Consider the following 26,958-nt stretch of genomic DNA (forward strand, 5'->3'; position numbering starts at 1 on the left):
ACTTTCATGACATCGCGGCTCGATGCTCTCAACGGCAAATTCATTCAGATCAAGGAACCGACGCGGGACGCAGTCTCCGACACGGCGCCAGTGGAAAAGACGGTCAAGGACATCATTGCCCAGGTCCGCGAGCGCGGCGACGCGGCTGTCCGCGAGTACTCCCTTCAATTTGACAAGGCCGAGCTCGATAAGTTCGAGGTCACCGAAGAAGAGAAGCTGAAGGCCGTCGCAGATCTCGACCCGCAGACTCGCGAAGACACTGAATTTGCAATCGCCAATGTCCGCAAGTTTGCCGAAGCCCAGCTGAAGACGATCCTGCCGCTCGAGGTTGAGACCTTGCCCGGCGTTCACCTCGGCCATCGCGTCATTCCGATCGAAGTTGTCGGCTGCTACGTTCCCGGCGGTCGCTATCCGCTGCTTTCAGCTCCCGTCATGACGATCGTACCGGCGAAGGTCGCCGGCTGCGACCTGGTCATCGCCTGCCTGCCGCCGAATGCCCATCCGGCTATGATCGCTGGTTGCCACCTCGCCGGTGCTGACCGCATCTTCCGTGTCGGCGGCGCACAGGCTATCGCTGCCATGGCCTACGGCACCGAGACAATTCCGGCTGTGGACAAGATCGTTGGTCCGGGCAATGCCTTCGTCAACGAAGCGAAGCGCCAGGTGTTCGGCCAGGTCGGCATCGATCAGCTCGCAGGTCCGAGCGAAATCTTCATCGTTGCGGACGAAACCGGCAATGCCGAGATGATCGCGACCGACCTGCTGGCACAAGCCGAGCACGACGTTCGCACCCGCGTCGGTCTCGTAACCACGGACCGCAAGCTTGCGGATGCGGTTCTGGCCGCGGTCGAAAAGCAGCTGCTGGATCTGCCGACGGCCAACGTCGCGGGCGTCGCCTGGAAGGACTATGGCGAAATCACCGTCGTCGAAGATGAAGCTTCGATGATCGCCTATTCGGACTACATCGCCACCGAGCATCTCCAGGTCCACACGCGCGATCCTCAGGCAACAGCCAAGAAGCTGCGCAACTATGGCTCAATCTTCATCGGTGAACTGGCGAGCGTCGTCTATTCGGACAAGTGCAGCGGCACGAACCACACCCTGCCAACGATGGCAGCCGGCCGTTACACTGGCGGGCTCTGGGTCGGTTCCTACGTCAAGATCGCCACGCACCAGTGGCTCGACGAGCGCGGCGTCGCAGCCGTCGCCCCGGCCGCCGTTCGTCAGAGCGCGACCGAACAGCTCGAGGGCCATCGCCGCGCGGCGGCCCTGCGCCTCAGCCCGCAGCAACTTGCTGCTGTCTCGAAATAAGCTTCTCGTCGGGTCGAATACCCATCGCTTCGCAAGCCAGGCCATCCCTCTCGGGGATGGCCTTTGCATGTTGGCGTATTCACGTCACTTACCTGGCCTGTCCTAAGCTCGCATCAAGCAACCTTCACGAGTCGCATGTGACCCGACGCGGCGCCCGTCCTCGGTAAAATGACCGTTCGGTTGTTTTCAGACTTTCCAAGACTGGCTCGTCGGAAGTAGTGTCGCCGCCATTCATCCAATGGGCTATTAAGGTGCCACCAATGACCGCGACGTCGACTTCCACCGAAATCCAAATCGAATTCCACAAGTCCCCCGTTTCCGAGGCCGATCGTATTCGGCTGTTGGAGACACCGGGATTCGGAAAGGTTTTCACGGATCATATGGTGCTGGCGCGCTGGACCGCCGACAAGGGTTGGCATGACGCCAAGGTTACGCCGAGACGCCCTCTCGAGCTCGACCCCGCGAGCGCGGTTCTGCACTATGCTCAGGAAATCTTCGAGGGCATGAAGGCTTACCGCGCCGACGACGGCAGAATTCTGCTGTTCCGGCCGGAAGAGAACGCCCGCCGCTTCGCGCAATCTGCCACCCGCATGGCGATGCCTCCCGTGCCGGAGGAGCTTTTCCTGAACGCGGTGGAAGAACTCGTTCGCGTTGACAAGGCTTGGGTGCCTTCCGGCGACGCCAGCCTTTATCTTCGCCCCTTCATGTTCGCCAACGAGGCATTCCTGGGCGTTCGTCCGGCCCAGGAGTACATCTTCTGCATCATCGCTTCTCCTGTCGGTGCTTATTTCAAAGGCGGAGCGAAGGCCGTCTCCCTGTGGGTCGAGACCGAATATACGCGGGCGGCCAATGGCGGCACGGGTGCTGCGAAATGCGGCGGAAACTACGCTGCAAGCCTCATCGCGCAGGCAGAGGCGGCGAAGAAGAACTGCGATCAGGTCGTCTTTCTCGATGCGGCTGAACATCGTTGGGTCGAGGAACTTGGCGGCATGAACGTGTTCTTTGTCATGAACGACGGTTCCGTCGTGACCCCGCCGCTCGGCGGCACGATCCTGCCCGGCATCACGCGTGCCTCTGTCATCACGCTCGCCGAGGAGAAGGGCCTGCGCATCGAACAGCGCCCTTACTCGTTCGCGGAATGGCAAGCCGACGCTGCCAGCGGCAAGCTCTCCGAAGCTTTCGCCTGCGGCACCGCCGCAGTCTTGGCGGGCATCGGTCTGGTTCGGCATGCCGGCGGCGAATTCCTTGTCGGAGACGGACAGACCGGCAAGCTGACCACCGAACTCCGCGAAGAACTCGTCAGCCTGCAAAAGGGCGTCACGAACGACGAACGTGGCTGGACGCGGCGCATCCTGGCTTGAGCCCTGGATAGTGACCGTCCGCGGTCTGCTTGAGGCTCGACCCTCCTTGTGAAAGATCTCGACGACACAGCAGTGTTGTCGAGATCGGCTACACTTAGGAAATCACGGCGGGCGGAACATCCAGCCAGCAGGCAGTGCCACCAGAGGTGCTGATGTCGTTGTTACCTATAATCCCGAAGCGATGCGCTGATAGGCCGGAAGCTGATCCGCAACACTCGCTTACTATGGCAGTGACGCGATCGGCGACAACTTGATGCGGCAGACCATGCCACGCTACTTTATGCGGGATAGGGCAGCCCGTATCTGTCGCGTATCGTGCGCCCCTCGTATTGGCGGGGATATACGCCTCTATCCTGAAGGACCGGGATGACCCTGTCGACAAACTCCTCGATATCGTCGGGCGCCCGAGGCGGCTGCAGCGTGTAGCCGTCCACCGTGCCGTCTTCCCACAGGTCGATCATCTCTTTGGCCACCTCTTCCGCTGAGCCGAGCAGAAGCCGGTGGTGCCCTTCGGAGCGGCGGACCGCCTGGCGAGCCGTCAGCTTCTCATGCTGCAGCAGGTCGGAAAGCCCGAGCCCCATACCCACGGCCTGCTGCCTGTTCGGGTCGGGTACGAAACGTTCGTAGTCCAGAACGGCATCAGGATCGAAACGGTCACGGTCCAATCCATGCTCGCGCACGAAACGATCCAGCAGGCCATCTTCCGATCCCGTCCCACTGTAAAGCTCGTGCTTGCGCAACGCCTCCTTGCGGTCCTCACCCAGGATGACGACGAGGCCGGGGACGATGCGAATGCCGGATGGATCCCTACCGAGCGAAACGGCCCTCTCGCGAACCTTGTTGCCGAAGGCTTTCCCTGCCGGTTTGGAAAGGATGTTGCAGTAGATGATTTCGCCGTGCCGCGCCGCAAGCTCGATGCCGCCGTCCGACGCTCCGGCTTGGGCAATCACCGGATGGCCCTGCGGGCCGCGCGGGACATTGAGGGGGCCTCGCACCTGGAAGATGGCGTCGTCATGATCGATAGCAACGGCACTCGTGCTGTCCCAGAAGCGGTCGGGCGGAACTTCGCCCTCGCGGCGCGGATCCCAGCTTGACCACAGCTTCTTCGCCACGTCGAGAAATTCGGTCGCGCGGGCATAACGCTCGTTGCGCGGGGGAAGTGCCGCACTGCCAAAATTGGCGGCGACGTTGGGATTGAACGACGAGACGATATTGACGATCAGACGCCCGCCCGAAACGATATCGAGCGACTGGGTGCGCCGCGCAAAGTTATAGGGCGAATTGTAGGTGGAGGATACCGTAACGACGAAGCCGATATCGGGCACCTGCGCGGCCAGCGCCGTGCACAGGATCAGCGGATCTATTGTGTGGAAGGGGCGGCCGAGCGGTTCCGTCATCAGTGCCGGATGGTCTGAAAAGAATACGGCGTCGAACAGCCCCTTGTGGGCGATTTCCGCCAGGCGCCGGTAATAGGCGGGATCGTTGATATCGTGCCGATTACCGCTGCGATATTTCCATGCATTGGCGAGATAGCCGGTGGAATTCAGCCCCACATTGAGGTTCATGCGACGTTTTTGGATGCTCATGCGTCAGTCCGTTCCGCCTGCTCTTCTCTTGCTACGCCCACGCCCGCCTGCGGGCCCGGGGTCGTGCCGTTGACGGCGAAATCGCCGACGATGCGATCGTGGTAGATGCGCGGATTGTGGGATGCGATGGTGCGGGCGTTGCGCCAGTGGCGGTCGAGACCGTGGCCGCGCTTGGCAGCGGATGCTCCGAGCGCATCGAACAGCACCGTGCTCGCATCAAGGATCAACGAGGTGACAACGGTGACAGACTGGCTGACCTCGAGTTCAGCATTGCGGTCGGCCAGTTTGATTTGCTCCTGATCCCCACCCTGGTTGGCATCGTAAGCGCGCTGAAGCGCCTTTGCCGCCTGGAGCACGATCGAGCCGGCGCTGTAAGCCGCGCCTCTCACCTTCCCGACCACCTGCTGGACCTGCGCGTCCTGGGCCGATCGGGACGCATTGCCGCGGCTATAGACCCTTTTTCTCGCCGCTACATGTCGCGCCAAGTCGTTTGCCGCCGCACGCCCGATACCGGCGAGCGAGGCGAGATGGACCAGTTGGAAGAAGCCGCCGGAATAGCTGAAGCGCACCGCGCTCGGCTTGATCAGTTCGTCGGCGATCTCGACATCGCGGAAGCGGGCAGTGCCGCTCGCCGTCAGCGATTGGCCGAAGCCATCCCAGTCGTCGATGATTTCGACACCCGGCGCCGACGTCGGCACCAGCGCGCCGATCGGTTGCCCGTCCCCATCCATCGCCCCCAGCGTGATCCAGTCCGCGTAGAGCGAGCCGGTGGTGTAGAATTTCTCGCCGTCGAGACGCCAGTTGGCGCCATCGCGGACCAGTCGCGTCGAGTAGCTGCCAAGCGGCGTGTCGCCGAGTTCGGAGAACCCGCTTCCGACCGTCTCGCCCTGCCCGAGCCTCTTCAGCCAGGCATCGCGCCAGGCGCTGTCGGGCGCGTTCAGCAGATCCTCGGTGAAGCCGAAGTGGCTGCGATAGGCGTTGGTGAGGTTCGGATCGGCCGCGGCAAGCTCGATGATCAGGCCGAAAAGCTCCGGCAAAGTCGCGCCCAGGCCACCAGTCGCGACAGGCAACCGCAGCCGCGAAAAGCCCGATGTCTTCAGCCACTCGTAGGCATCAAAGGGCAATTCATGTGCGAGGTCGCGGTCGACAGCCCGCTCGGCGATACGGGCGAATATTGGCCTGAAGGTCTGCGCGAGACGCTCGAAGCGCTCGCTCGGCGGTGCGCCCCAGGCCCCATTGATATCAGTCATGACGTTGTTTCCTGTTTACAACCGCAATACCGCCGGCTGACGACGGCGGTATCCGAAGCTCGGTTCCCGTTCCGGCCAAGGCGAGCGTCGCCTCAGGCGGCCGCCCGCTCTTCCGCGTCGAAATCGTGAAGCAGGATCGTGATTTCGTACCCACGGCGGGCGAGCCAATGGGCGACGATGCGGGCGCGTGAACCCAGCAGATCATCGACCAAGACGACGCGGGCGCCACGCACGGCGATCGTCCGGTAGGCCACGCCGAGAAGCTGCCCGCCCTCCGACGAGATCGATCCGGCAAGGTTCGCGCGCGCAAACTCCTCCGGGGTACGAACATCGAGCAGGTAGGTCGTGCGTGACGGATCGGCGTTCCATCGCTCGGCGGTCTGCCGATCGATGAACGTCAGTCCATCGCTTGCAGAAAGGCTATCGCCGCGCTCGCTTGCGAATTGGCGGGCCTCTTCGCTTGGGTCGCCGTAAGATGCCGTGCGCCCGGTCTCGAGTTCGAAACCCGCATCCGTCCAGCCGCGCGTCCCGTCGTCGAGATAGGAGACGGCGTTGGCGACACCGGCATCGATCAGCGTCTGCGCTCCGAGAATGGCGCGCGGCAGGCCGGCGCAGGAAACGACGACTTTCGTTTCGGCCGAGGGGACGAGATCCTTGAAGCGCAGCAAGAGTTCGGCGCCAGGCACGCCGACGGCGCCCGGTACGTGCGCCTTCTCGTATTCGGCAAGCGTGCGCGTATCCAGCACGATGACATCCGTTCCCTGATCACGGAGCGTCTGCAGTTCCGCAGCGGATATTACCGGCGTCTGCCTCTCTTCGCGCACCTTGGTGACGAAGGGAACGCCCGGAATATCGAATGTCGGAAGCTCCTTGCCACCGTCCACCCAGGCGGGAATGCCGCCTTCAAGGAAATGGATGTCCGTCCAGCCCGCTTGCCGCAAACGGCTGACCGCCGCTTCGGCAGTGCCATCGCCGCCGTCGACCAGAACCATGCGAACGGCCCGACGCGGCACGAAGCGGTCGAGTTCGGCTTCCAGTCGCTCCGTGGGCAGGTTGGTCGCAAACAGCGGCGACGCATAGCCGACGTTCTCGGCCGAGCGGATATCAAGCACCGCCAGTTCCAGCCCATCGCCCAGCCAATCGATCAATGTGGCCTTGTCTATCCGATATTTAGTCATGTTTCCTGCTCCTCGATATCAAGCGTTCGGGTCGAGCCACAGGTCGCCGAAGCTCCAGTTGAGCCCCTGCGATCCCGTGACGTAGTTCTTCACCCGCTTGTTGGCGACAATCTGGGCGCCGGCGGCGACGAGGTCGACGGAGGCCACCTCGTCGTGGATCAGATGCTGGAACTTGCTCCAGGTCTCCCAGCGCTTCTTCTCATCCGGCTCGGTCGCGGCCGCTTCGAGCAACTCGTCCGCCTTGGCGTTCGAATAGTGGCTGGCATTGGAGAACGGCAGGCCGATCTTGAAGTTCTTGCTCCAATAGGCGCGCTGGATACCGAGCGACGGATCGAAGGTGTTGGAGAGCGACTCCACCACCAGATCGAAGGCGCGGTCTGTGTAGACGGTCTTCAGGAAGGTCGGCAGGTCGTATTTCTTGATCTCGATGCCGACGCCGATCTTCTCCAGCTGGCTCTTAAGCACATCGGCATAGCCTTGCGGCAGATAGGAATTGTAGGTCAGCCTCAGGTCGAAGCGCTTGCCATCGGCCTTGCGCGGATAGCCCGCGTCGTCCAGCAGCTTCTCGGCGGCGGCCGTGTCATATGGATGGGCGACGACGCTCTTGTCGTACCACTGCGGCAAGGCCGTGCTCACGGGGCTCGGCGACACCTGCGCGTAGCCATAGAGCGCGACGTCGACGATCTCCTGCAGGTTGATCGCCTGGGCAATGGCGAGTCTCACCTCGCGCTTGGCAAACAGCGGATTGTCGTAGTTGAAGAACAGCTGCTGCTGCGGACCGGAATACGCATAGGTGGTGGTGTCGACGATAAGGCTCGGGATCTGCTTCAGCCGGTCGAGATCGGCAAGCGGCACCGGATTGTCGCCGATATCGGCTTCGCCCGTTTCAAGCGCCGCCGACCTGGCGGCCGGGTCGGTGACGACGCGCAGGATGATGCGGTCGAGATAGGGCTTGCCGGCATCCCAATAGTCGGGATTGCGTTCGAAAATCAGATGGCTGCCCGCCACCCATTCCGTCAGCTTGAAGGGGCCGGTGCCGATCGCTGTCTGCAGCGTCTGCCCGTCGCCCGGCGCCAGCTTCTCGAAGATATGCTTCGGCACAATCGGTGACTCCGAGCTCGATTGCGCCGAAAGCAGGAAGGGAGCGGGTTTCGACAGCACGATGACGGCGGTCAGCGGATCGGGCGTCTCGACCGCCACCACGTTCTGGTAGGTGATACGGCCGCGCGGATGCGCTTCCTTCAGCCGGAAGATCGAAAAGGCGACGTCGTCGGAGGTGAAGTCCTTGCCGTCGTGCCACTTCACGCCCTTGCGGAGCTTGAAGGTGTAGCGAAGATTGTCGTCTGAAACAGACCATTCCGCCGCCAGCAGCGGCTGCGGCCTGACGTCGAGATCGAACGTCAGCAGCCCCTCGACGATTTTCGGGCCGATCGCCTGGCCGGTGCCCGACGAGGTGTTGATGGCGAAGAGCGCGTTACCTGGATCCACCCGGTAAAGCCAGTTCAAGGTGCCACCCGTTGCCGGCGCGGCACTCTGTCCGAAGGCGATCGACGGGAGCAAGGTGCTGGCGCTCGCAAGCAACATCAGCTGGTTGAAACTGCGACGGTTGATGGACACGCGAGAGCTCCTCTTTGGTTGGGTTTTGGTCCGCTGAGGGGGAGCTTCCGTGCTGCGTCCGAAAAGGCGAAGTCAAAGTTTCTTCTCGCCGGAGAAAGAAAAATTGCACCCGAAGGGCTGTTCGCAGGCAGCCCGATGAAAAGGAAAAGCTGCTCAATTTCCATGCTTCGGCAGGATGAGGTTTCGCCGAAGTCCACGCCGACGAAACGCGGAAACTGGGCACCCTAGCGAAAGAATTTCTTTCCGCGAAATCAAACAGATATTTCTGGACTTGAACGGCCGGCCAGCCAACCGTTGACGGGAAATAGCGGCGCATACGCCCCTGTTACCGTCATTTCCTGGAGGCAAGATGCCGTTCGAAACAAATGCCGACGACACGCTTCTGGCCAAGGCGAGCGAACTCCGCCAGGCGTTTCATCTCGATTCCGTCGAGAGAGACAAACAGGGCGGCAGGCCTGTCGACCAGATCAGGCTCCTGAAGCAAAGCGGGCTGCCTTCAGCGCAGATCGCCAGGGAATACGGCGGCCAGGGCGCCTCCTGGCTGACGATCCTGCGCATCGTCAGGGAATTCGCCAAGACGGACGGATCGCTCGCCCATCTCTTCGGCTATCACCACCTTCCGCTCAACCTCATCCTGTTTCGCGGCTCGTCCGCGCAGAAGGAGAAGTGGCTGACTGGTTCAGCCGCTGGCAACTGGATCTGGAGCAATTCCGGCAACGCTTTGTCGAAGACGTCGAGCGGCGAAAGAACCGCCACGGGCTGGATCATCAACGGCAGCCGCCCCTTCTCCTCCGGCTCGCATGTGGCCGATTACATCCAGATCTCCTGGGAGAACGCCGATGGCGCCCGACTGACCGCCGCCGTCCCCGCCGACCGCGAAGGTATCGTCATCGAGAACGACTGGGACGGCATCGGCCAGAGACAGACGGGAAGCGGCACCGTGCGTTTCGTCAACCTTGAAATTCATGAGGACGAGCTGATCAGCGCGCCCGACGTGCCGCTGACGCCGTGGTCCTCCCTCACCTCGCTCCTGCAGCAGAGCGTCCTCCTCAATGTCTTCGTCGGCAGCGCACAGGGTATTTTGAAGGAGGGCCGTGATTATACGACGACGAGTTCGCGGCCCTGGATTTATTCCGGCGTTGAACGACACGTCGATGATCCCTGGATCAAGCGCCAATACGGTGACCTCTATATCCGCACCCTGGCGGCAACGGAACTCGCCGACAAGGCCGCCCGCAGCCTTGATGCAGCCTATGCCGAGGGCCCTTCGCTGACCGCCGCCGACCGTGGCGCCGCCGCGATCGATATCGCAACCGCAAACGTCTATGCCGGCGAGGTCGGGCTTGCCGTTTCCAGCGAGGTCTTCGAGGTCATGGGCGCCCGTTCGGCGACCAATGCCAACGGCTTCGACCGCTTCTGGCGCAATGTCAGAACCCACACGCTTCACAATCCCGCCGAGTACAAGAAACGCACGATCGGCACGTGGCTGCTGACGGGCGAATTTCCCGTGCCGGCCATCTATCGCTGAAAGGAATCCCAATGGCGAGACGCAACGACAAGATCAAGCTCGGCGCATTTCTGCTCTTTACCGGGCACCACGTCGCCGCTTGGCGTCACCCAAAGGCCTCCGTCGGCACCGAGTTCGAGAACTATGTGGAACTCGCAAAGCTCGCGGAAGCGGCGAAGTTCGACACGATCTTCTTTGCCGACGGTGTTGCCGCGCGCATCAAGGACGTCGAGGCGGCAAGCCGCAAGGCCCACAGCGGCGTCTATCCGTTTGAGCCGATCACGCTGCTGTCCGCGCTGTCATCCGTCACCCGCAACATCGGGCTGATCGCCACCGCCTCCACCAGCTACTCCGATCCCTACAATCTCGCCCGGCAGTTCGGCTCGCTCGACCGGCTGAGCGGCGGCCGCGCCGGCTGGAACCTTGTGACCTCCTCCGACCCTGACGCCGCCTTCAACTTCGGCCACGAGACGCAGATCCTTCATTCCGACCGCTACGAACGGGCGGAGGAATTCGCCAATGTCGTGCTCGGCCTCTGGGACAGCTGGGAGGACGATGCCTTCTTGCGCGACCGCGAGAGCGGCCGCTACTTCGATCCAGCCAAGCTGCATCGTCTCAACCACGACGGCCGGCACTTCAAGGTGCGTGGGCCGCTCAACATTCCGCGCTCGCCGCAGGGCCGACCGGTTGTCGTCCAGGCGGGTGCCTCCGAGCCCGGCAAAGAACTCGCCGCCCGCACAGCAGAAGCGATCTTCGCCGCCCAGATCACCCTTGAGGAAGCAACCAGCTTCTATGCCGACGTCAAGGGCCGGCTCGCCAAATACGGCCGCTCGCATGACGACCTGAAAATCCTGCCCGGCATCTTCCCCGTCGTCGCCCGCACGCGATCGGAAGCCGAGGAGAAGTTCCAGTCGCTGCAGGAGCTCATCCAGCCGGAGGTCGGCCTAAACCTGATTTCGCAGCTGTCGGGCGTCGACCTCAGGGATTACCCGCTGGATGGTCCGGTGCCGGAAAATCCGCCCGCGACCAATGCCGGCAAGAGCCGACAGGCGCTGGTTCTGGATCTCGCCCGCCGCGAGAACCTGACGATCCGCCAGCTCTATCTGCGCATCGCCGGTGCGCGCGGCCACTGGCAGGTTGTCGGCACACCGGATGATATCGCCGATCAGCTCGAGGAGCGCTTCGAAAACTACGGCGCCGACGGCTTCAACATCATGTCACCGATCATGCCGGGCGGGCTTTCCGATTTCATCGAGCTCGTGGTTCCGGAACTGCGCCGGCGCGGCCTCTTCCGCCACGAATACGAGGGCACCACGCTGCGCGAGAACCTTGGTCTCAAGCGCCCCGAAAACAGTCTCGCCGCACGTGGCGGCGCCGTCGCGGCCGAGTGAGGGGAAACACATGAGCCGCGACACCCTTTTTCTCATCGCCCCCGGCTTCTCGGATCCGAAACAGCCCGGCCAGACCTTCGTCTGCCCGCATTGCAACGCCATCGAGGGGTTGCTTGCAAGTTTCCCCGATCTGGCCAGCCGGCTCGACATCCACCGCGTTCCCTTCCCCGTCCGCGCGCACGCGTGATCGAGGCGGTGGGCGAGGAGAACCAGTCCCTGCCGGTGCTGGTGCTCGCCTCCAATCCGCCGCCCGACGCCGCGGACTGGAAAGGCAAGCGCTTCGTCTCCAAGACCAGCCGCATCCTTGAGCTTCTTGCCGAGCGACACGGCTTTCCGCGACTGCACGACTGACGGAAGAACGACGATGACCGTAAAGCCCGCAGGCTTCGAACCAGCCGCACTGCCACCCGTACTCTTCGAGCCGGACCGAGCCGATCCCTACCTCGCCAAGGCCGCCGAACTTCGCGACATCTTCGCAACCGATGCCGTCGAGCGCGATCAACAAGGCGGGCGTCCCACCGAGCAGGTGCGGCTGCTCAAGGAAAGCGGTCTCGTCAATCTCCTCATTCCCAAGGAGTTCGGCGGCGAGGGACAGCCCTATTCCACGGCGCTACGGATCGTGCGCGAATTTGCCAAGGTCGACGGCTCGCTTGGCCATCTCTTCGGCTATCACTTCAGCCCGATCCAGAATGCCCTGACCAACGTCAACGACGAACGTCTGGCCGCGATCCTGCGACGCTCTGCCGAGGGACGCTGGTTCTGGGCAACACCACGAACAGCTTCTCCAAGAGCCTCTTCGGCAGGAAGGTCGAAGGCGGCGTTCTTTTGAACGGCTATCGCCCCTTCGCCTCCGGCTCGCATGTCGCCGACTATCTGATGGTCGCGTGGGAGGACGAGGAGACGAATGCCCGCAGCTTCGCCTATATCCCCGCCAGCCGGTCCGGCATCACGATTGCCGACGATTGGGATGGGATCGGCCAGCGGCAGACCGGCAGCGGCCGCGTCTTCTACAAGGATGTCTCGATCACGGATGCCGAAATCCTGCCGGAGCGTCCGAAGGACGCCATATCGCTGCTGGCGCCTCAGCAGCAGCAGAGCGTTCTTCTCAACGTCTTCATCGGCAGCGCCCAGGGCGCCCTTATCGCCGCGCGCGACTACACCGTCACGAAGTCCCGCCCCTGGATCTATTCGGGCGTCGAGCGCCACGCCGACGATCCCTGGATCAAGCGGCAATACGGCGAACTCTGGACCAAGGTGCAAGCGGCCACCGCGCTCGCCGACCGCGCCTTGACCGCCATCGACGACGCCTATGCCAGGGGGCCGGCGCTTACGGCGGAAGAACGAGGCGCCACGGCAATCGCGGTCGCCTCCGCCAATGTGCTGGCCGGCAAGGTCGCGCTGGAGGTCACCAGCGAGATATTCGAGGTGATGGGAGCGCGCTCGGCCGTGCGGCCCTATGGTTTCGACCGCTTCTGGCGCAATGTGCGCATCCACACGCTCCACAATCCGGCCGAGTACAAGACCCGCAATGTCGGTTCATGGTTCCTGACCGGCGATTATCCCGAGCCGGGTGTCTTCCAATGAGCCGGCGGCAACTGCATCTCAACGTCAACATCCTGCATTCCGGCTTTTCCCCCGCCGCCTGGCGGATGGAAGGCAGCGATCCTCGCGCCTCCTTCGACATCAACCACTACATCAAGGTGGCGAAGATCGCCGAACGCGGCACCTTCGACGCCGTCTTCCTCGCCGATCAGGCCGCCATATCCGACCGCATCGACTTCCGGCCGCTGACCTCGCTGGAGCCGACCATCGTCCTGGCCCTGGTCGCGGCCAACACCGACCGCATAGGGCTGATCGGTACTGCCTCGACCACCTACAACGAGCCCTATAATATCGCCCGGCGCTTCGCGACACTCGATCATGCAAGCGGCGGGCGCGCGGGCTGGAACATCGTAACCAGCGCCGACCTGGCGCAGAGCAGAAACTTCGGCCTCGAAAAGCCTGTTGCCCACGCAAGCCGATACGAGCGCGCCGGCGAGTTTACAGCCGTCGTCAAGGCGCTCTGGGACAGCTGGGAGGAAGAGGCCTTTGTCGGCGACGTCGCGACGGGTCGCTTCGTCGATCCCGGCCGGGTTCATCCGATCGCCCACAGCGGCAAGCACTTTTCCGTGCATGGCCCGCACAATATTCCGCGCCCGCCGCAGGGCCATCCCGTCCTCGTGCAGGCAGGTGGATCGGACGACGGGCGCGAACTCGCCGCCGAACATGCCGAGGCCGTCTTCTCCGCCTCGCAATCCTTCGAGGAATCCCTGGATTACGCCAGGGACTTGCGCCGTCGCGCGGCCCGTTACGGGCGTTCTGAAAACGGCATTCTCGTTCTCGCGGGCCTCGCCACCATCATCGGCAGCACCGAGGCCGAAGCCCGGCGAAGACAGGAAGAACTGCGGGACCTGATCCCGCTGGAATACAGCCTCGCCCGGCTCGCCGGCGTCCTGCAGGTCAATCCGAAGAGGCTCGAACTCGACCGACCGCTGCCCGACGACATCCCGCTGCCGGCGGACGGCGGACACACATTCTTCCGTGCGACGCTCGCGCTGGCGCGGCGACACGGCTTGACCGTTCGCGGCCTGATCCGGGCGCTGAACGGCGGCACCGGCCACCGCACGATCGTCGGGACGCCTGCCGCCGTGGCCGACGACATCGAGACCTGGTTCAGCGCCGGCGCGGCGGATGGCTTCAACCTGATGCCCGACGTGCTGCCGCATGGCCTCGAGGTCTTCGTCGACGAGGTGGTTCCCCTCCTGCGGCGGCGCGGCCTGTTCCGGCGCGAATACACCGGTCACACGTTGCGCGACCACCTTGGCCTGTCGCGCCCCCACAACCCCTACGCCAGCGCGGCGGAATGACGGTCCGGAAAGGACACCCCATGACGCCATCTCTTGCGGCGAACGCAACCGGTACCGACCGGCTTGAGGCCTTGGCAGCCGAGCGCTATCGCCAGCCGCAACACCTCGGCACGGAGTGGAACGAGACCATCGATACGCTGCTTTCTCACCGCAGCGTGCGCGGCTATCTGCCGGATCCGGTTCCGCACGCCGCGGTCGAACTCGCCGTTGCCGCCGCGCAATCGGCCGCCAGTTCCTCCAACCTGCAGGCATGGAGCATCGTCGCGATCGAAGACACCGATCGTCGAAACAGGCTGAACGCCGTTGCCGGCAACCAGCGCCAGATCGCCCAGGCGCCTCTGCTGCTCATCTGGCTGGCCGACCTTGCCCGGCCCCGTGCGATCGCCGCTGACGGCGGCTCGGCGGGAGAGGGTCTCGACTATGTCGAAAGCTTTATGCTCGGAGTGATCGACGCAGCGCTCGCGGCGCAGAACGCCGTGGTCGCCCTTGAATCGCTGGGGCTCGGAACCTGCTACATCGGTGCGATCCGCAACGACCCTGAGGCCGTGGCGCGCGAGCTCGGCTTGCCTGAGGGCGTCTTCCCGGTCTTCGGCCTGACGGTCGGCTTTCCCGATCCCGCACAGCGCGCCGACGTGAAGCCGCGCCTGCCGCAATCGACGGTGCTGCATCGCGAGCAATATGGGGACGACGTGCGCGGGCGAGATCTTGCCAGCTACAACAGGGCATTGCGAAGCTTCCAGTCGGAGCAAGCAATGCCGGGGATCGACTGGACAGATCATGTGCGCAACCGCATCGGCACGGTAGAGGCCCTGAAGGGTCGGCATGTGCTGGCCGCGACGGCGCGCAAACTAGGCTTCCCACTCAAATAGAGCGACGAGGCCGTCGACGAATGAGCTATTCGGCCGCCATCATGTCGGCGGCCGGTCGGATGCGGCGTGCGATGATCTCGTCCATCGTCTGCAGCGCCCGCGCCTCGGCAAGCAGCCACTCGCGAAACAGATCGACGCGCATCAGCCGCGCCGTGTGCGCCGTGGTCGCGAAGAAGTAAGAGGAACTGACAGGCTGCGGCACGCCGAAGGGGCTGACCAGCCGTCCCGAGCGAATGTCGGCTTCCGCCAGTCTGATCTTCCCGAGCCCCAACCCTTGTCCCGCCAGCGCGGCATCGAGAACGAGCGACGACTGGTTGAGGCGGAAACCGCCCTGCGACGGGCGATAGGAAAGCCCGGCGGCGCGCAGCCATCCGCTCCAGTCAGGGCAGGACTGATCACGCTCGGCCCCCTCCTCATGCAGAAGCGGCACATCCTCAATCGCTTCCGGCTTGCCCCACAACCCATGCGTCTCGGCGAACTCCGGGCTGCAGACCGGCAGCACGGCGTCGGAAAAGAGATGATCGACGATGAGCCCCGGATACGGCCCGCTGCCGTAGCGGATCACGCAATCGGCGTCGCCGGCATCGAGGTTGGTCAGCTGCGTCGAGGCATCGACCAGCACCTGCAGCCCGGGAGCCGCCCGGCGCAGCGCATCCAGCCGCGGAATCAGCCATTTGCTGGCGAAGGACGGTGCGACGGATATGCGGATCGGCTGCTCATCGTCGCTTTGGACGAACTGGGCCATGGCGGCGAGGACGGCGTCGAAGGCGCCGGTCAATCCGGGTACCAGGGCCAGCCCGGCCGGTGTCAGATGCAACTGGCCCCGCACGCGATTGAATAGCGGCTGGCCAAGGTAATCCTCCAGCAGGCGAATCTGCTGGCCGACCGCCGCCGAGGTCACATGCAGCTCTTCGGCGGCGCGAACGAAGTTCAGATGTCGTGCGGTCGCGACGAAGGCCCGCAGCGATGTCAGCGGCGGCAGCCGCGCAAGCGTCGGCTGGATTGTCTTTCTGCGGGAGTCGGCGAACGTGCTCATGAATTGATTGCACCACAAACCCGCCTATGAAGACGAGAACCGACTTTGCTTCCGTTCCCCCCGAGGGAACATTTTCTTGCGTCGCGAGCGCCGATCGGAGATGCAAAAACTCATTTTTGAGAATTGTCTATATTTTTAGTAGATTAAAGGCATCCGACGACTACGGACGCGAAGATTTCCTTTCCCGGACAGGCAGAAAAACATTCTTCCGGTTTTGCGCCACGCTGCCCGATGATGCCGGCGACGACGCTTCGATAGAGGCGCCCATCGCAATTCACGGGGTATTCATGGATATCAGCAGACGCCAACTCAACAAACTTCTCGCCACCACGGGGCTCATTTCGCTCCTGCCGCTCAACGCCTTTGCCGAGACTGCGGCACCGACAAAGGGCGGAACCTTGAACTTCATCGTCGAGCCCGAACCGCCGACGATCCTGGCACTGGCCCACACGGCAGGCGGCACCCAGAAGGTCAGCCCCAAGATCACCGAGGGCCTGCTGACGTATGATTTCGACCTGACGCCGAAACCGCAGCTCGCCACCGAATGGTCGATCAGCGACGACGGGCTGAACTACACCTTCAAGCTCCGCCCGAATGTGAAGTGGCATGATGGCAAGCCTTTCACGTCGGATGACGTGGCCTATTCCATCGAGCTTCTGAAGCAGGTTCACCCGCGTGGTCGCGGCACCTTCGCCAATGTCACCGATGTCGAAACGCCGGACACGCTTACCGCCGTGATCCGGCTTTCCAAGCCGGCTCCCTATCTCCTCAGTGCGCTTTACGGGGCGGAATCCCCGATCGTGCCGAAGCACGTCTACGACGGCGTCGCGATCGCTGATGTGCCGACCAATCCGAACGGCAGCGCACCGATCGGCACCGGCCCCTTCGTCTTCAAGGAGTGGGTGCGCGGATCGCACATCATCCTCGAGCGCAACCCTGATTACTGGGACGCCGGCAAACCCTATCTCGACCAGGTCATCGTGCGCTTCGTGCCTGATGGCGCGGCTCGCGCGGCTGGCTTCGAGACCGGCGAATTCGACATCGGCGGCGACAATCCGATCCCGTTGAGCGATCTGGAACGCGTCAAGGCGCTCCCCAATATCGCCGTCGATTCACGCGGCTACGAGACTAAGGGCGACCAGACGCAGCTGATCTTCAACCTCGACAGTGAATATCTTAAGAACGTCAGCGTTCGCCGCGCCATCGCCCACGCGATCGACCTCGACGTCATCCTCAATACCGTCTGGTACGGCTATGGCCACGTGTCGCCGACCCCGATCAGCACCTTTCTGCCGCGCTATCTCGACACATCGATCAAGCCCTATGCCTTCGACCTGAAGGCCGCCGAACAACTGCTGGACGAAGCAGGCTACAAACGCGGCACCGATGGCGTGCGCTTCAACCTGCGTCTCACCCACAACTCCTACAATGAAGGCTTCAAGCGGGTCGCCGAATATCTGAAGCAGAACCTGACGCGCATCGGCATCAACGCCACGATCGATTCCTACGACTTCTCCACCTACATCAAGAAGGTCTACACGGACCGTGCCTTCGACGTGACGGCCGAATATCTCGGCAACCAGTTCGACCCGACGCTCGGGGTGCAGCGCATCTACTGGTCTAAGAACTTCAAGCTCGGCCTGCCATTCTCGAACGCCAGCCACTATGCGAACCCGGAGGTGGACAGGCTGCTCGAAGCCGCATCCGTCGAGATCGACGATGCGAAACGCAAGGAGCAGTTCTTCGCCTTCCAGAAGATCATTGCCGATGACGTGCCGGTCGTGAACCTGATCGCGCTCGAAAACGTCACTGTTTTCAACAAGCGGGTCAAGAACCATACGATCGGGGCGGAAGGCGTGCAGTCCAACTTCGCGGATGTCTACATCAAGGATGGCGAAGGCTGAGGTGCGGCGGCCGGACCTGCACAGGAAAGGGGCGCCTCGCGGCGCCCCTTTCTGCATTCAGAGATAAGATCAGGCGACGCGGATCGGCGTGAATTTCGCCAGGATGCGATCGGCAAGCGCAATCGCTTGGGTGCGCTGCTCGGTGATCGAGCTCGATTCCCACGCAACGCCGCGCAGCGGATGACCGATGGCGCTGAGGTTACGGTGAACAACCCCTTCCTCGTTGATGAGGTCACCCGCCGGCGTCGCATCGATGCCGTAGCCGGTGCTGTGAGGACGAACCTCGCCGCTGGCGAGCAGGCTCTTCACGAAGGGGTCCGCGATGCGGCGCCAGTCATGCAGCTGATGTCCACGGCAATCGATCACGCCGTCGAATGGCAGGGTCTCGATATCAGCTCCCGTCTTCAGCCGTGCGGTGATATCGCCATCCTCGGCGGCAAATCCGAGGATACGGGCACGGCCATGCGTCAGCCGGCCTTCCTCGATGACGCTCTCGACAACCTGGTGGCTCTCCGGCGCCGAGCGATGCGCGGTCACATCCCAGAAGGCCCTGAGATGCCGGGTGAACCGCAGCCGCTCGCGATCGTTGGCGCCTTGCCACATCGAGAGAATATGAGGACGGATCGCCAATGGCAGACCCTGCCAGTCCGCGCCATCCGCCGCAATCGCCCGCCGTTCCGCCTTGACGCGGCTTAGCAGCTCGCGCGCTGTCACCGGCAATGGCCCATCCGCCAGAAAGTCGCGTGCCGCCTCGACGGTCCTGCGTCCTTCCACGAACTGGCCGCGGCGCGATACCACGCGGTACCGCCCGCGATAGCCCCTCGCCTCCATGCTGGCGATGGCATCGACCATCGACAGGCTGGAACCGATCAGCAGTATCTCGTTGCAGTCGATCAGCCGATCAAGCGCGCGCGCGTCCCACGGATTGGCCGCGAAGCGCGGATGGCCGGCAAGCTGGGCTTCGTTTGACGACAGCCGAGCCTGGAAGGCGCCGAGGGCCAGAATGGCCTCGTCGGCCTCGACAACGGCACCGTCGGTGGTGGTGATCCGGATTCTGTTCGGCGCGGCGACAAGTGCAGCTGCCGACGACCGGATATGCCGCAACGTCGAGCCGAGCCGCGCATTGGTCGCGGCACGCGCGAGTTCGTCGCGAACATAGGTTCCGTAGAGATAGCGAGGCGGGCTGCTTGATCCCACCTCGGTCGGCGGCGTCCAGCCGTGTGCCGGGCCGTTCTCGACCAGCCAGCGCGGGAGATGACCGGGGTCTTCAGGATGGAGGGAGAATATCTCCGCCGGTCCGTTGACGAGATGGACCGGTTCCGGCGTACTGTAGGCAATGCCTCGACCGAGCTCCTCGCGCCGCTCGATGATGGTGATCGCCAGCGGCACCTCGGTTCGGTCGAGCAGCTTGAGCGCCGTCACCGCGCCGGCAAAGCCACCGCCGACGATGGCGACCGAGTGATGCGGAATACGATCGATACGCAATGATCCTCCTTTCCCATCGGGGTCGACGGGGCGTGATATGTCGTGATCTGAAAAAGCGGACGGATGCCCTTATGCGATAAGCCGGTCACGGTCGCGGCGATGACCTTTCAGCAGTTCACGCGCGTTTTGGCTGGCAATCAGCTCCGCCTCATGCTCGCTCAGTCCAGCCGCTTCGAAGGCTGCCGCCAGTCCGTCCTGCGTCGGGTCGTGTCCGAGGATCGGCCAGTCACTGCCGGTCAGCACGTGATCAGCGCCAACAAGGCTGGTCACGAAGCGAATGAATCGCGCCTCAGAGGGCATGATGTCGATATAGAGATGACGCCGCTTGCCGGCCGGCGCGTCGACGAAAATAGAAGGCAGTTCGCCAAAGGGGCCGGTCAGAGCGAGCGCTGAGACCCCAAGTGCGGTGATGACGACGCGAAGCTCCGGCAATTCCTCGAACACGCCTGACGTCACCAGCGAGATCGCGGCGGCGGCGTTGATCGTGCCGCGGCTCAGGCGGGTGCCGAGCCTGCCGAGGCCGGACAGCTGTGTCGAAAGCGGCTCGGGATTGATCGGATGCAGGAAGACGGGAACGCCGAGCTCCGCCGCGACCTTGAGGACCGGCCGCGCTTCCGGCGCATCGATCAGTCTGTCGCCCTTGGCGCTGTCGAGAAACAGACCGGACAGGTTGAGCCCGATAATGGCGCGCCGCGCCTCGGCCGCGGCTGCCTCACCGCCATATGCATCCACGGTCGCCAGGGCAAAGAGGCGATCCGGACGGCGCGCAACCGTGGCGGCGAGATCGTCGTTCAGCCGACGGCTGACGTCGCCTAGATCCGCATCGGGCACCGCGACCATCGAGAGCGCAACGCCAATAACCCGCCGCGATATACCGGCCGCATCGCTGTCGGCGATCAGCGCATCGAGATCGGAGATCTTCGTGCCGATCCGTGCCCATAGCGGATCGAGCGGCCGACCCGGCACCCGATAGACCTCCCAGCCCTGCGGCAGAAAATGCGTATGGAAATCGACGATATCGAGCTTGCCCATGGTGACTCCGTGACGATCGCTGCGTGGATGGCTTTAGAAGACTTTGCCTTCCTCCAGGTGCGTTGTGGTTCTGTTGATGTAGAAGTCGCCGACCACGCGCGCCTTGTGCAGCAGCGGGTTGTGGTTGAGCACCGTGCGGATGTTACGCCAGTGCCGGTCGAGGTTTAGATGGCGCGAAGTCGCGGAGCCGCCGCCGAGTTCGAAGACGTTGGTCGCGGCCGCCAATGCGATTTGCGAGGCGACGATCTGGGTGCGCGCCGTCGTCAGCGCGCTCTCGATCAGTGCCGCTTCGAGTGCCTGTGGATCGCCCGCGCCGAAAAGCTCTGCCGTTTTGTCCAGCGCGCGGGCGCTTTCGCGGATCAGCGTATCGACGGCAAAGGAGCCGGCAGCGATCTCACCCAAAATCTTCTGCACGAAGGGGTCGACATTGGCGGTTTCGGCGGCGCTGTGGGCGGCTGAGCGTGCCTGCCGGCGGACATAATCGGTGCCTTCGGCCAACGCGCCGCGCACCGCGCCCGCCATCGAGGCCGCGAGGTGGAGCTGCCGCAGGGTCGAGGTGTGGCGCCCGACCAGCGTGTTCAGCCCGCGCGTCGAAATCTCGTGCGGCAGCACCTCAACATCTTCGAGCAGAACGCCACCGCTCGCGGTCAGCCGCTGGCCCATGCCGTCCCAGTCGTCGAGGATAGAGATGCCGGGGCGATCGACCGGGAGCAGGACGCTGACGAACTCGCCGTCATCATTCCTGGCGCTGAAGGAGGCGAAGTCCGAGAAGGCAGTGCCCGTCGCATACCATTTGCGGCCGTTGAGCCGGTAGTGATCACCCGATTTCGTCAACCGCGTCGTCACCTCGCCCGGGCGCTTGGTCCCCTGTTCGGTGTGCGCGCCGCCAAAGAGCCTGCCCGACAGAACCCGGCCGAGCTGCGTGCGGTCGATCGCCGTGTTCGGCGTGAGAATGAGGGTCTCGGTGAAATTGAAATGGCTGCGCAGTGCATGCGCGACGTTCGAATCCGCCGCGCCGATCGCCATGATCATCTCGATATAATCGGCAACCGATCCGCCCGGTCCGCCGAGCGCGACGGGAACCCGCAGCGCGCCGAGCCCCGCTTCCTTGAACTGGCGAAAGGCTTCGAAGGGAAGTTCCCGCTCGAGATCACGCTTGGCCGCTTCCTTCGCAATCTCCGCGACAAGTGTCGGGATCTTTGCAAGCAGCGCCGAGAGCTCACCGCCCTCTTGCGCGGGCATTGGGGACAGTGATGAGGGAGCGGTACTCGGCATGCGGGATCCTTCTCGGCCAGAGGTTGGAGGAACCCGCCTCAGCGGCGGGCCCCTGTCTTGTTATCTAGAGGTCATGATCAGGCGACGGCGCGCGCCAGCGGTACGACATTGTCGGCACCGCCTGGCGCACCGCGCGGCACGCGGCCTTCGACCGGATGGCTCGGATCGTTGAAGCCTGCGGTGGAGGAATGACCGGTCGTGACCAGCCTGTCGACCAGCGCCTCGTCCTCGGCGTCGAGCTTGACGTCGAGCACGCGGATATAGCTGTCCCAATGCTCTTCCGTGCGCGGGCCTGTGATGGCGGCCGAAATCAGCTTGTTGTTCAGCACCCAGGCGAGCGCGAACTCGGTCGGCGAGATTCCCTTGCGAGCGGCGTGCGCGGCGATCTCGCTGGCGATGGCGATCGATTCAGGACGCCATTCGGTCTCGAGAATACGCTTGTCGCCGCGGCCGGCGCGGGTGTCTGCAGCCGGCTCCTTGCCCGGCTCGTACTTGCCGGTCAGCACACCACGGGCGAGCGGCGAGTAGGAGACGACGCCGAGACCATAGTGATGGGCGGCCGGCAGCTGCTCGGCTTCTGCGGTGCGATTGACGATGTTGTAGAGCGGCTGGCTTGCCACCGGACGGTCGATCCCGAGTTCATCGGCAAGCTGTGCGATCTCCGCGATGCGCCAGCCGCGGAAGTTGGAAACGCCAAAGTAGCGCAGCTTGCCGGCGCGGATCAGGTCGGCGATGGCGCGCACCGGCTCTTCCAGCGGCGCGTCGAAGACGGCGCGGTGGAAATAGAGGATGTCGATATAGTCGGTGTTGAGGCGGCGGAGCGAATTCTCCACGGTCTCGATCACCCACTTGCGCGATTGGCCACCGAGGTTCGGACCCTTCTTGTGCGAATTGACGAACTTCGTCGCCAGCACCCAGTGATCGCGGTGCGCCTTGATGCCCTTGCCGACAACCTCTTCCGACTTGCCGTCGTGATAGACATCGGCGGTGTCGATGAAGTTGATCCCCTGCTCGCGCGCCTTGTCGATGATGCGGAACGCGACGTCATCGGGCGTCGGGCCACCGAACATCATGGTTCCCAGGCTGAGCGGTGACACCTTGAGCGCGCTGCGCCCGAGATAGCGATAATCGACCATTGTATTCTCCTTCTTACTGAGCGTGGTGGCAGGCGGCGGCATGGCCGCTGCCGAACTGGCGGAATGCCGGGTCTTCAACCCGGCAGATATCGGTGGCGAGCGGACAGCGCGTGTGGAAACGGCAGCCGGAGGGCGGGTTGTGCGGGCTCGGCAGATCGCCCGTTATCGGTGCGGCCTGCTTTCGCCGCGATGGATCGGGCACGGCGGCGAGCAGCGCCTGCGTGTAGGGGTGCTTGGCGCCCTTCCAGAGCTCGCTCGTCGGCGCGCTCTCGACGATGCGGCCGAGATACATGACGAGCACGCGATCCGCGAAATAACGCACGACCGAGAGGTCATGCGAAATGAATAGATAGGAGAGGGACAGCTCCGTCTTCATCTCCACCAGCAAATTGAGAATCTGCGCCTGGATCGAGAGATCGAGCGCCGAGACTGGCTCGTCGCAGATGACCAGTTCCGGCTGCAGGATCAGCGCCCGCGCGATGCCGATGCGCTGGCGCTGGCCGCCGGAAAACTCGTGCGGGTAGCGATCGAGCGAGTCCGCCGGCAGGCCGACATGAGCGACCATCTGCGCGGCGATCGCCTCGCGCTGCTTGCGCTCGCCGATGCCGTGGACCGCCAAAGGCGCCGTCAGGATGGTGCGGATCGTCTGCCTCGGGTTGAGCGAGGCAAAGGGATCCTGGAAGATCATCTGGATGCTGCGCCGGACCGATTGTAGTTCGCGTCCCGCCATCGCGGTGACGTCCCTGCCCTTGAAGGTGACGTTTCCGGACGACGGATCGACAAGCCGCACCAGCGACTTGCCGAGCGTGGACTTGCCGCAGCCGGATTCTCCGACCAGCGCCACCGTCTCGCCTTCGGCGATCTCGAGCGAGACGCCATCGACTGCGCGCACCGTGCCGCCGGCACCGGCGTAATGGGTCGAGAGCCGGTCAACCGACAGAAGCGACATGGGCCTTCTCCGCAATGGCTGGAACATAGGGGCACGCCACCTGCCTACCGGCGGGCAACGAGATCAGTTGCGGCACCACGGAAGCGCATGAGGGCCGCGCGACCGGACAGCGCGGGCGGAACGAACAGCCCTTTTCGCCAGCAGCCGAAACGATCGAGCCCGGGATTTCCGACAGCGGCCCGTCGCGATAGTGGTAATCGGCCTTCAGGCGCGGCGATGCCGATAAGAGGCCGTTCGTGTAGGGGTGATACGGCTTCTCGAACACCTCGCCCGGAAGCCCCTCCTCGATCTTGCGTCCGGCATACATGACAACGACGCGGTCCGCCCATTGCGCGACGATGCCGAGATCGTGGGTGATCAGGATGACGGCCATGTTCAGTTGCACCCGAAGATTATCGAGGAGCTGCAGCACCTGCGCCTGGATCGTCACATCGAGCGCCGTCGTCGCTTCGTCGGCGATGAGCAGCTTCGGATTGCAGGCGACCGCGATCGCGATCATCACGCGCTGGCGCATGCCGCCGGATAGCTGGTGCGGATATTCGTCGATGCGGCGGCGCGCCTCGGGGATGCTGACAAGATCGAGCAACTCGATGGCGCGCTCACGCGCCTGGCGCCGGCTCAGATCCTCATGGATGCGCAGCACTTCGATGATCTGGTCGCCGATCGTCAGTACCGGATTAAGCGAGGTCATCGGCTCCTGGAAGATCATGGCGATGTCGCGGCCCCGGATGCGGCGCAGATCCCGTTCCGGGAGGCCGACGAGGTCGCGACCGTCGAAACGGATCTGGCCGCCTGCCTTTGCATGTCGCGGCAGCAGGCCCATCAGGCCGAGCGCCGTCAGCGACTTGCCGGAGCCGGATTCTCCGACGATCGCGAGCATCTCGCCGGGATTGGCCGAGAAACTCACGCCTTTCACCGGTTCGGCGGACGCGAAGCGTACAGAGAAGTCGGAAACCTCGAGAAGTTTGGCCATCAACGATCCTCCGAGAAGCGAGGGTTCAGCGCGTCGTTCAGGCCATCGCCGATCAGGTTGAGCGAGAGCACGGTGAAGACGATCGCCAGCCCCGGCAGCGCCGTCAGGTACCAGGCGGTGCGGATGACATCGCGGCCGGCGCCGATCATCGAGCCCCAGGAGACGCGGTTGGGATCGCCAAGGCCCATGAAGGAAAGTGCCGATTCCATCAGGATCGCGCTTGCCACCATCACCGACGACGTCACGATCAGCGGCGGCAGCGCATTGGGCAGTATCTCGCGGAAGATGATGCGGGTGTGGCCGAAGCCGAGGCTGCGGGCGGCCTGCACATAATCCTTCTCACGGATCGCCCGGAACTCCGCACGCGTCAGGCGCGCCACCGTCGGCCAGGAGACGATCGCGATGGCGATGGTCACGGTTGCCGTCGTGGGCTGTGCGATGGCGACGAGAACGACGAGCAGCACGAAGCTCGGTATGGTCTGGAAGATCTCGATGAACTTGACGAGGATATCGTCGACTAGGCCGCCGAAGTATCCGGCGACGGCACCGATCGCGATGCCCGCCGTCAGGCCGAGCGCGGTGGCAGCAAGCCCGACGGTCAGCGAAATGCGTGCGCCATGCACGATGCCGGCCAGCACGTCGCGCCCCATCGAATCCGTGCCGAGCGGATAGGCCGGGTTTTGCCCGGGCCAGAGAAAGGGTCGCGCCACCATCTCCAGCGGATCGCCCGGGAAGATAAGCGGCGCAAGCAGCGCCGAGAGGGCAACCAGAAGCAGGATCGCCGTGCCGAACAGGGCGTTGTAGTTCGCAAGAAAGATCTTGAGCTCCCGGCTAGCGCCACGCCAAGCAATACCTGAAACCGAGGCTCGGACATCGGGCGCATGGATATGCGTCCAGCGCGACTGCTTCGGCGCTTCCGTGATTTGCGGGGTCGTCTCGGCGTTTGCCTGCGGCGCGAAGTCGATCGCCCGGCCGGCCAGTGTTCCGAGTTTCTGACTGTTCATCGGCTTGCTCCAATTCGGGGATCGATCCACGCCTGCAGGAGATCGACGGCCGCGTTGGCGACGATCACGAGGAAGGACGAAAGCAGAAGGATGCCGAGCAGCACGCTGAAATCGCGCGCCATGACGGCTTCGAAGGCAAGGCGCCCGAGACCCGGCCAGCTATAGACGGTTTCGACCACGACAGCGCCGCCGAGCATCCCGCCGAAGTGCATGCCGGCCATGGTGGTGATCGGAATGAGAGCGTTGCGAAGCACGTGCCGCGTGGTCAGCACGAAAGGCGAGACCCCCTTGGCGCGCGCGGTGCGCACGAAATCCTGCGACTTGACCTCCAGCATCGAGGCGCGCGTCAGCCGGGCATAGATCGCGAGATAGAAGAGTGCGAGCGAGGTTGCCGGCAGCACCATGTAGCGCGCCCTGTCAAGCAAGGCTGGGAGACCCGTCAGCCGCGAACCGATCGTGCTGTCGCCACCACTCGGCAGCCAGCCGAGCTTGACCGAGAAGAGCAGGATCAGCATCAGGCCGATCCAGAAGCCCGGAATCGAATAGAACAGCAGCGAGATCACCGAGATGATACGATCCGGCAGGCGCCCGGAGAAGGTGGCCATCAGGGAGCCGAGCAGCAACCCGACCACGATCGCGATCGCCAGAGCCACCAACATGAGCATCAGAGTGCCCGGCAGGCGCTGACCGATCAGGTCCGCGACCGACATGCCGTAGCGCGGAGAGAAGCCAAGGCTGAAATGCGCGAGGTTGTTCAGGTAGTTGGCGAGCTGCACCAGGATCGGGTTATCGAGCCCAAAGCGTTCGCGCAGCGCCGCCATGGTCTCGACCGTGGCGGAGCCGGATTCGGCCGCCATCACATCCGCCGCATCGCCGGGCGCCAGCTTCAAGAGGAAGAAGTTGAGGATGACGATCCCAAGCATCGTAGGCACAGCCTGAATGATCGTCCTGCTGATCGTTCGACCAATCCGCCTGTAAGCCGACATGTGCTCCTACCTCGCGATCTGAAAAGATTTCACCTCGTCGTGTCGCTTAGTAGTTGACTAAATCTGTGGGTTTTGTCAAATCAATATTGGTAGATAATTCCAACAGAAGCGAACTTTCACGCATTTTTAGCAATCTAATACCGCATATCGACAACGCATAGGTTTTCATCCTACTCCAAAGCAGTGATGGGGCAAAAATCTC

20 protein-coding genes and 2 pseudogenes are annotated in these 26,958 nt (G+C 63.5%); 9 read left to right on the plus strand and 13 right to left on the minus strand.

Features of this window, described 5'->3' with window-relative positions; all coding sequences use genetic code 11:
• Positions 1–6 precede the first annotated feature (6 nt).
• A complete protein-coding gene (gene hisD / locus FZ934_RS23495; RefSeq protein ID WP_153273253.1) occupies positions 7–1,311 on the plus strand; it encodes a histidinol dehydrogenase in 1,305 nt (434 codons plus the stop codon).
• A 260-nt stretch (positions 1,312–1,571) separates the two neighbouring features.
• On the plus strand, positions 1,572–2,672 hold the full coding sequence (locus FZ934_RS23500) for a branched-chain amino acid aminotransferase (RefSeq protein ID WP_153273254.1): 1,101 nt from the start codon (positions 1,572–1,574) through the stop codon (positions 2,670–2,672).
• Between the two features lie 278 nt (positions 2,673–2,950).
• Here FZ934_RS23500 and FZ934_RS23505 read toward each other — a convergent pair whose 3' ends face one another.
• The 4 genes from FZ934_RS23505 to FZ934_RS23520 all read right to left on the minus strand — a co-directional run bounded on the left by FZ934_RS23505 (position 2,951) and on the right by FZ934_RS23520 (position 8,303).
• Positions 2,951–4,258 (minus strand): NtaA/DmoA family FMN-dependent monooxygenase, encoded by a 1,308-nt coding sequence (locus FZ934_RS23505; RefSeq protein WP_153273255.1) that lies wholly within the window; start codon positions 4,256–4,258, stop codon positions 2,951–2,953.
• Positions 4,255–5,508, minus strand: coding sequence for an acyl-CoA dehydrogenase family protein (locus FZ934_RS23510; RefSeq protein ID WP_153273256.1), 1,254 nt, complete (start codon positions 5,506–5,508; stop codon positions 4,255–4,257). Before FZ934_RS23510 ends, FZ934_RS23505 begins: the two co-directional genes overlap by 4 nt.
• A gap of 92 nt (positions 5,509–5,600) precedes the next feature.
• A complete protein-coding gene (locus tag FZ934_RS23515; RefSeq protein ID WP_153273257.1) occupies positions 5,601–6,686 on the minus strand; it encodes a rhodanese-like domain-containing protein in 1,086 nt (361 codons plus the stop codon).
• Between the two features lie 18 nt (positions 6,687–6,704).
• Positions 6,705–8,303 (minus strand): ABC transporter substrate-binding protein, encoded by a 1,599-nt coding sequence (locus tag FZ934_RS23520; protein WP_153273258.1) that lies wholly within the window; start codon positions 8,301–8,303, stop codon positions 6,705–6,707.
• A gap of 349 nt (positions 8,304–8,652) precedes the next feature.
• Here FZ934_RS23520 and FZ934_RS23525 point away from each other — a divergent pair, with 349 nt between their 5' ends.
• The 6 genes and pseudogenes from FZ934_RS23525 to FZ934_RS23550 all read left to right on the plus strand — a co-directional run bounded on the left by FZ934_RS23525 (position 8,653) and on the right by FZ934_RS23550 (position 14,976).
• Positions 8,653–9,831 (plus strand): acyl-CoA dehydrogenase family protein, encoded by a 1,179-nt coding sequence (locus FZ934_RS23525; RefSeq protein WP_153273259.1) that lies wholly within the window; start codon positions 8,653–8,655, stop codon positions 9,829–9,831.
• An 11-nt stretch (positions 9,832–9,842) separates the two neighbouring features.
• Entirely contained in the window at positions 9,843–11,201 is a 1,359-nt protein-coding gene (locus FZ934_RS23530) for an LLM class flavin-dependent oxidoreductase (protein ID WP_153273260.1), read from the plus strand.
• 10 nt (positions 11,202–11,211) lie between these two features.
• A pseudogene (locus FZ934_RS23535) lies at positions 11,212–11,552 on the plus strand (DUF3088 domain-containing protein).
• Positions 11,553–11,565: 13 nt separating this feature from the next.
• Positions 11,566–12,785 (plus strand): annotated as a pseudogene (locus tag FZ934_RS23540) (acyl-CoA dehydrogenase family protein).
• The gene (locus FZ934_RS23545) at positions 12,782–14,107 is read left to right on the plus strand and encodes an LLM class flavin-dependent oxidoreductase (RefSeq protein WP_153273261.1); all 1,326 of its coding nucleotides are present in this window, start codon (positions 12,782–12,784) and stop codon (positions 14,105–14,107) included. Before FZ934_RS23540 ends, FZ934_RS23545 begins: the two are co-directional and overlap by 4 nt.
• Positions 14,108–14,127: 20 nt before the next feature.
• On the plus strand, positions 14,128–14,976 hold the full coding sequence (locus tag FZ934_RS23550) for an NADPH-dependent oxidoreductase (protein WP_153273262.1): 849 nt from the start codon (positions 14,128–14,130) through the stop codon (positions 14,974–14,976).
• A 25-nt stretch (positions 14,977–15,001) separates the two neighbouring features.
• Here FZ934_RS23550 and FZ934_RS23555 read toward each other — a convergent pair whose 3' ends face one another.
• On the minus strand, positions 15,002–16,012 hold the full coding sequence (locus FZ934_RS23555; protein ID WP_153273263.1) for a LysR substrate-binding domain-containing protein: 1,011 nt from the start codon (positions 16,010–16,012) through the stop codon (positions 15,002–15,004).
• 287 nt (positions 16,013–16,299) lie between these two features.
• Here FZ934_RS23555 and FZ934_RS23560 point away from each other — a divergent pair, with 287 nt between their 5' ends.
• Positions 16,300–17,916 carry an ABC transporter substrate-binding protein gene (locus tag FZ934_RS23560; RefSeq protein ID WP_153273264.1) on the plus strand — a complete coding sequence of 539 codons (1,617 nt, stop codon included), beginning with the start codon at positions 16,300–16,302 and terminating at the stop codon, positions 17,914–17,916.
• A gap of 69 nt (positions 17,917–17,985) precedes the next feature.
• Here FZ934_RS23560 and FZ934_RS23565 read toward each other — a convergent pair whose 3' ends face one another.
• From FZ934_RS23565 to FZ934_RS23600, 8 genes are all read right to left on the minus strand, one after another.
• Positions 17,986–19,401 carry an FAD/NAD(P)-binding protein gene (locus FZ934_RS23565; RefSeq protein WP_153273265.1) on the minus strand — a complete coding sequence of 472 codons (1,416 nt, stop codon included), beginning with the start codon at positions 19,399–19,401 and terminating at the stop codon, positions 17,986–17,988.
• A 69-nt stretch (positions 19,402–19,470) separates the two neighbouring features.
• Entirely contained in the window at positions 19,471–20,433 is a 963-nt protein-coding gene (locus FZ934_RS23570) for an amidohydrolase family protein (protein WP_153273266.1), read from the minus strand.
• A gap of 33 nt (positions 20,434–20,466) precedes the next feature.
• Entirely contained in the window at positions 20,467–21,675 is a 1,209-nt protein-coding gene (locus FZ934_RS23575; RefSeq protein WP_432443665.1) for an acyl-CoA dehydrogenase family protein, read from the minus strand.
• A gap of 110 nt (positions 21,676–21,785) precedes the next feature.
• Entirely contained in the window at positions 21,786–22,844 is a 1,059-nt protein-coding gene (locus FZ934_RS23580; protein ID WP_153273268.1) for an aldo/keto reductase, read from the minus strand.
• A 13-nt stretch (positions 22,845–22,857) separates the two neighbouring features.
• Positions 22,858–23,793 carry an ABC transporter ATP-binding protein gene (locus tag FZ934_RS23585; RefSeq protein WP_153273269.1) on the minus strand — a complete coding sequence of 312 codons (936 nt, stop codon included), beginning with the start codon at positions 23,791–23,793 and terminating at the stop codon, positions 22,858–22,860.
• On the minus strand, positions 23,774–24,766 hold the full coding sequence (locus tag FZ934_RS23590) for an ABC transporter ATP-binding protein (RefSeq protein WP_153273270.1): 993 nt from the start codon (positions 24,764–24,766) through the stop codon (positions 23,774–23,776). The genes FZ934_RS23585 and FZ934_RS23590 overlap by 20 nt, the downstream gene beginning before the upstream one ends.
• Positions 24,766–25,770, minus strand: coding sequence for an ABC transporter permease (locus FZ934_RS23595; protein ID WP_153273271.1), 1,005 nt, complete (start codon positions 25,768–25,770; stop codon positions 24,766–24,768). The genes FZ934_RS23590 and FZ934_RS23595 overlap by 1 nt, the downstream gene beginning before the upstream one ends.
• Positions 25,767–26,756, minus strand: a complete 990-nt coding sequence (locus FZ934_RS23600) for an ABC transporter permease (protein WP_065690711.1) — start codon at positions 26,754–26,756, stop codon at positions 25,767–25,769. Before FZ934_RS23600 ends, FZ934_RS23595 begins: the two co-directional genes overlap by 4 nt.
• Positions 26,757–26,958 lie beyond the last annotated feature (202 nt).

The sequence above is a fragment of the Rhizobium grahamii genome (assembly GCF_009498215.1).
Lineage (GTDB): Bacteria > Pseudomonadota > Alphaproteobacteria > Rhizobiales > Rhizobiaceae > Rhizobium > Rhizobium grahamii_A.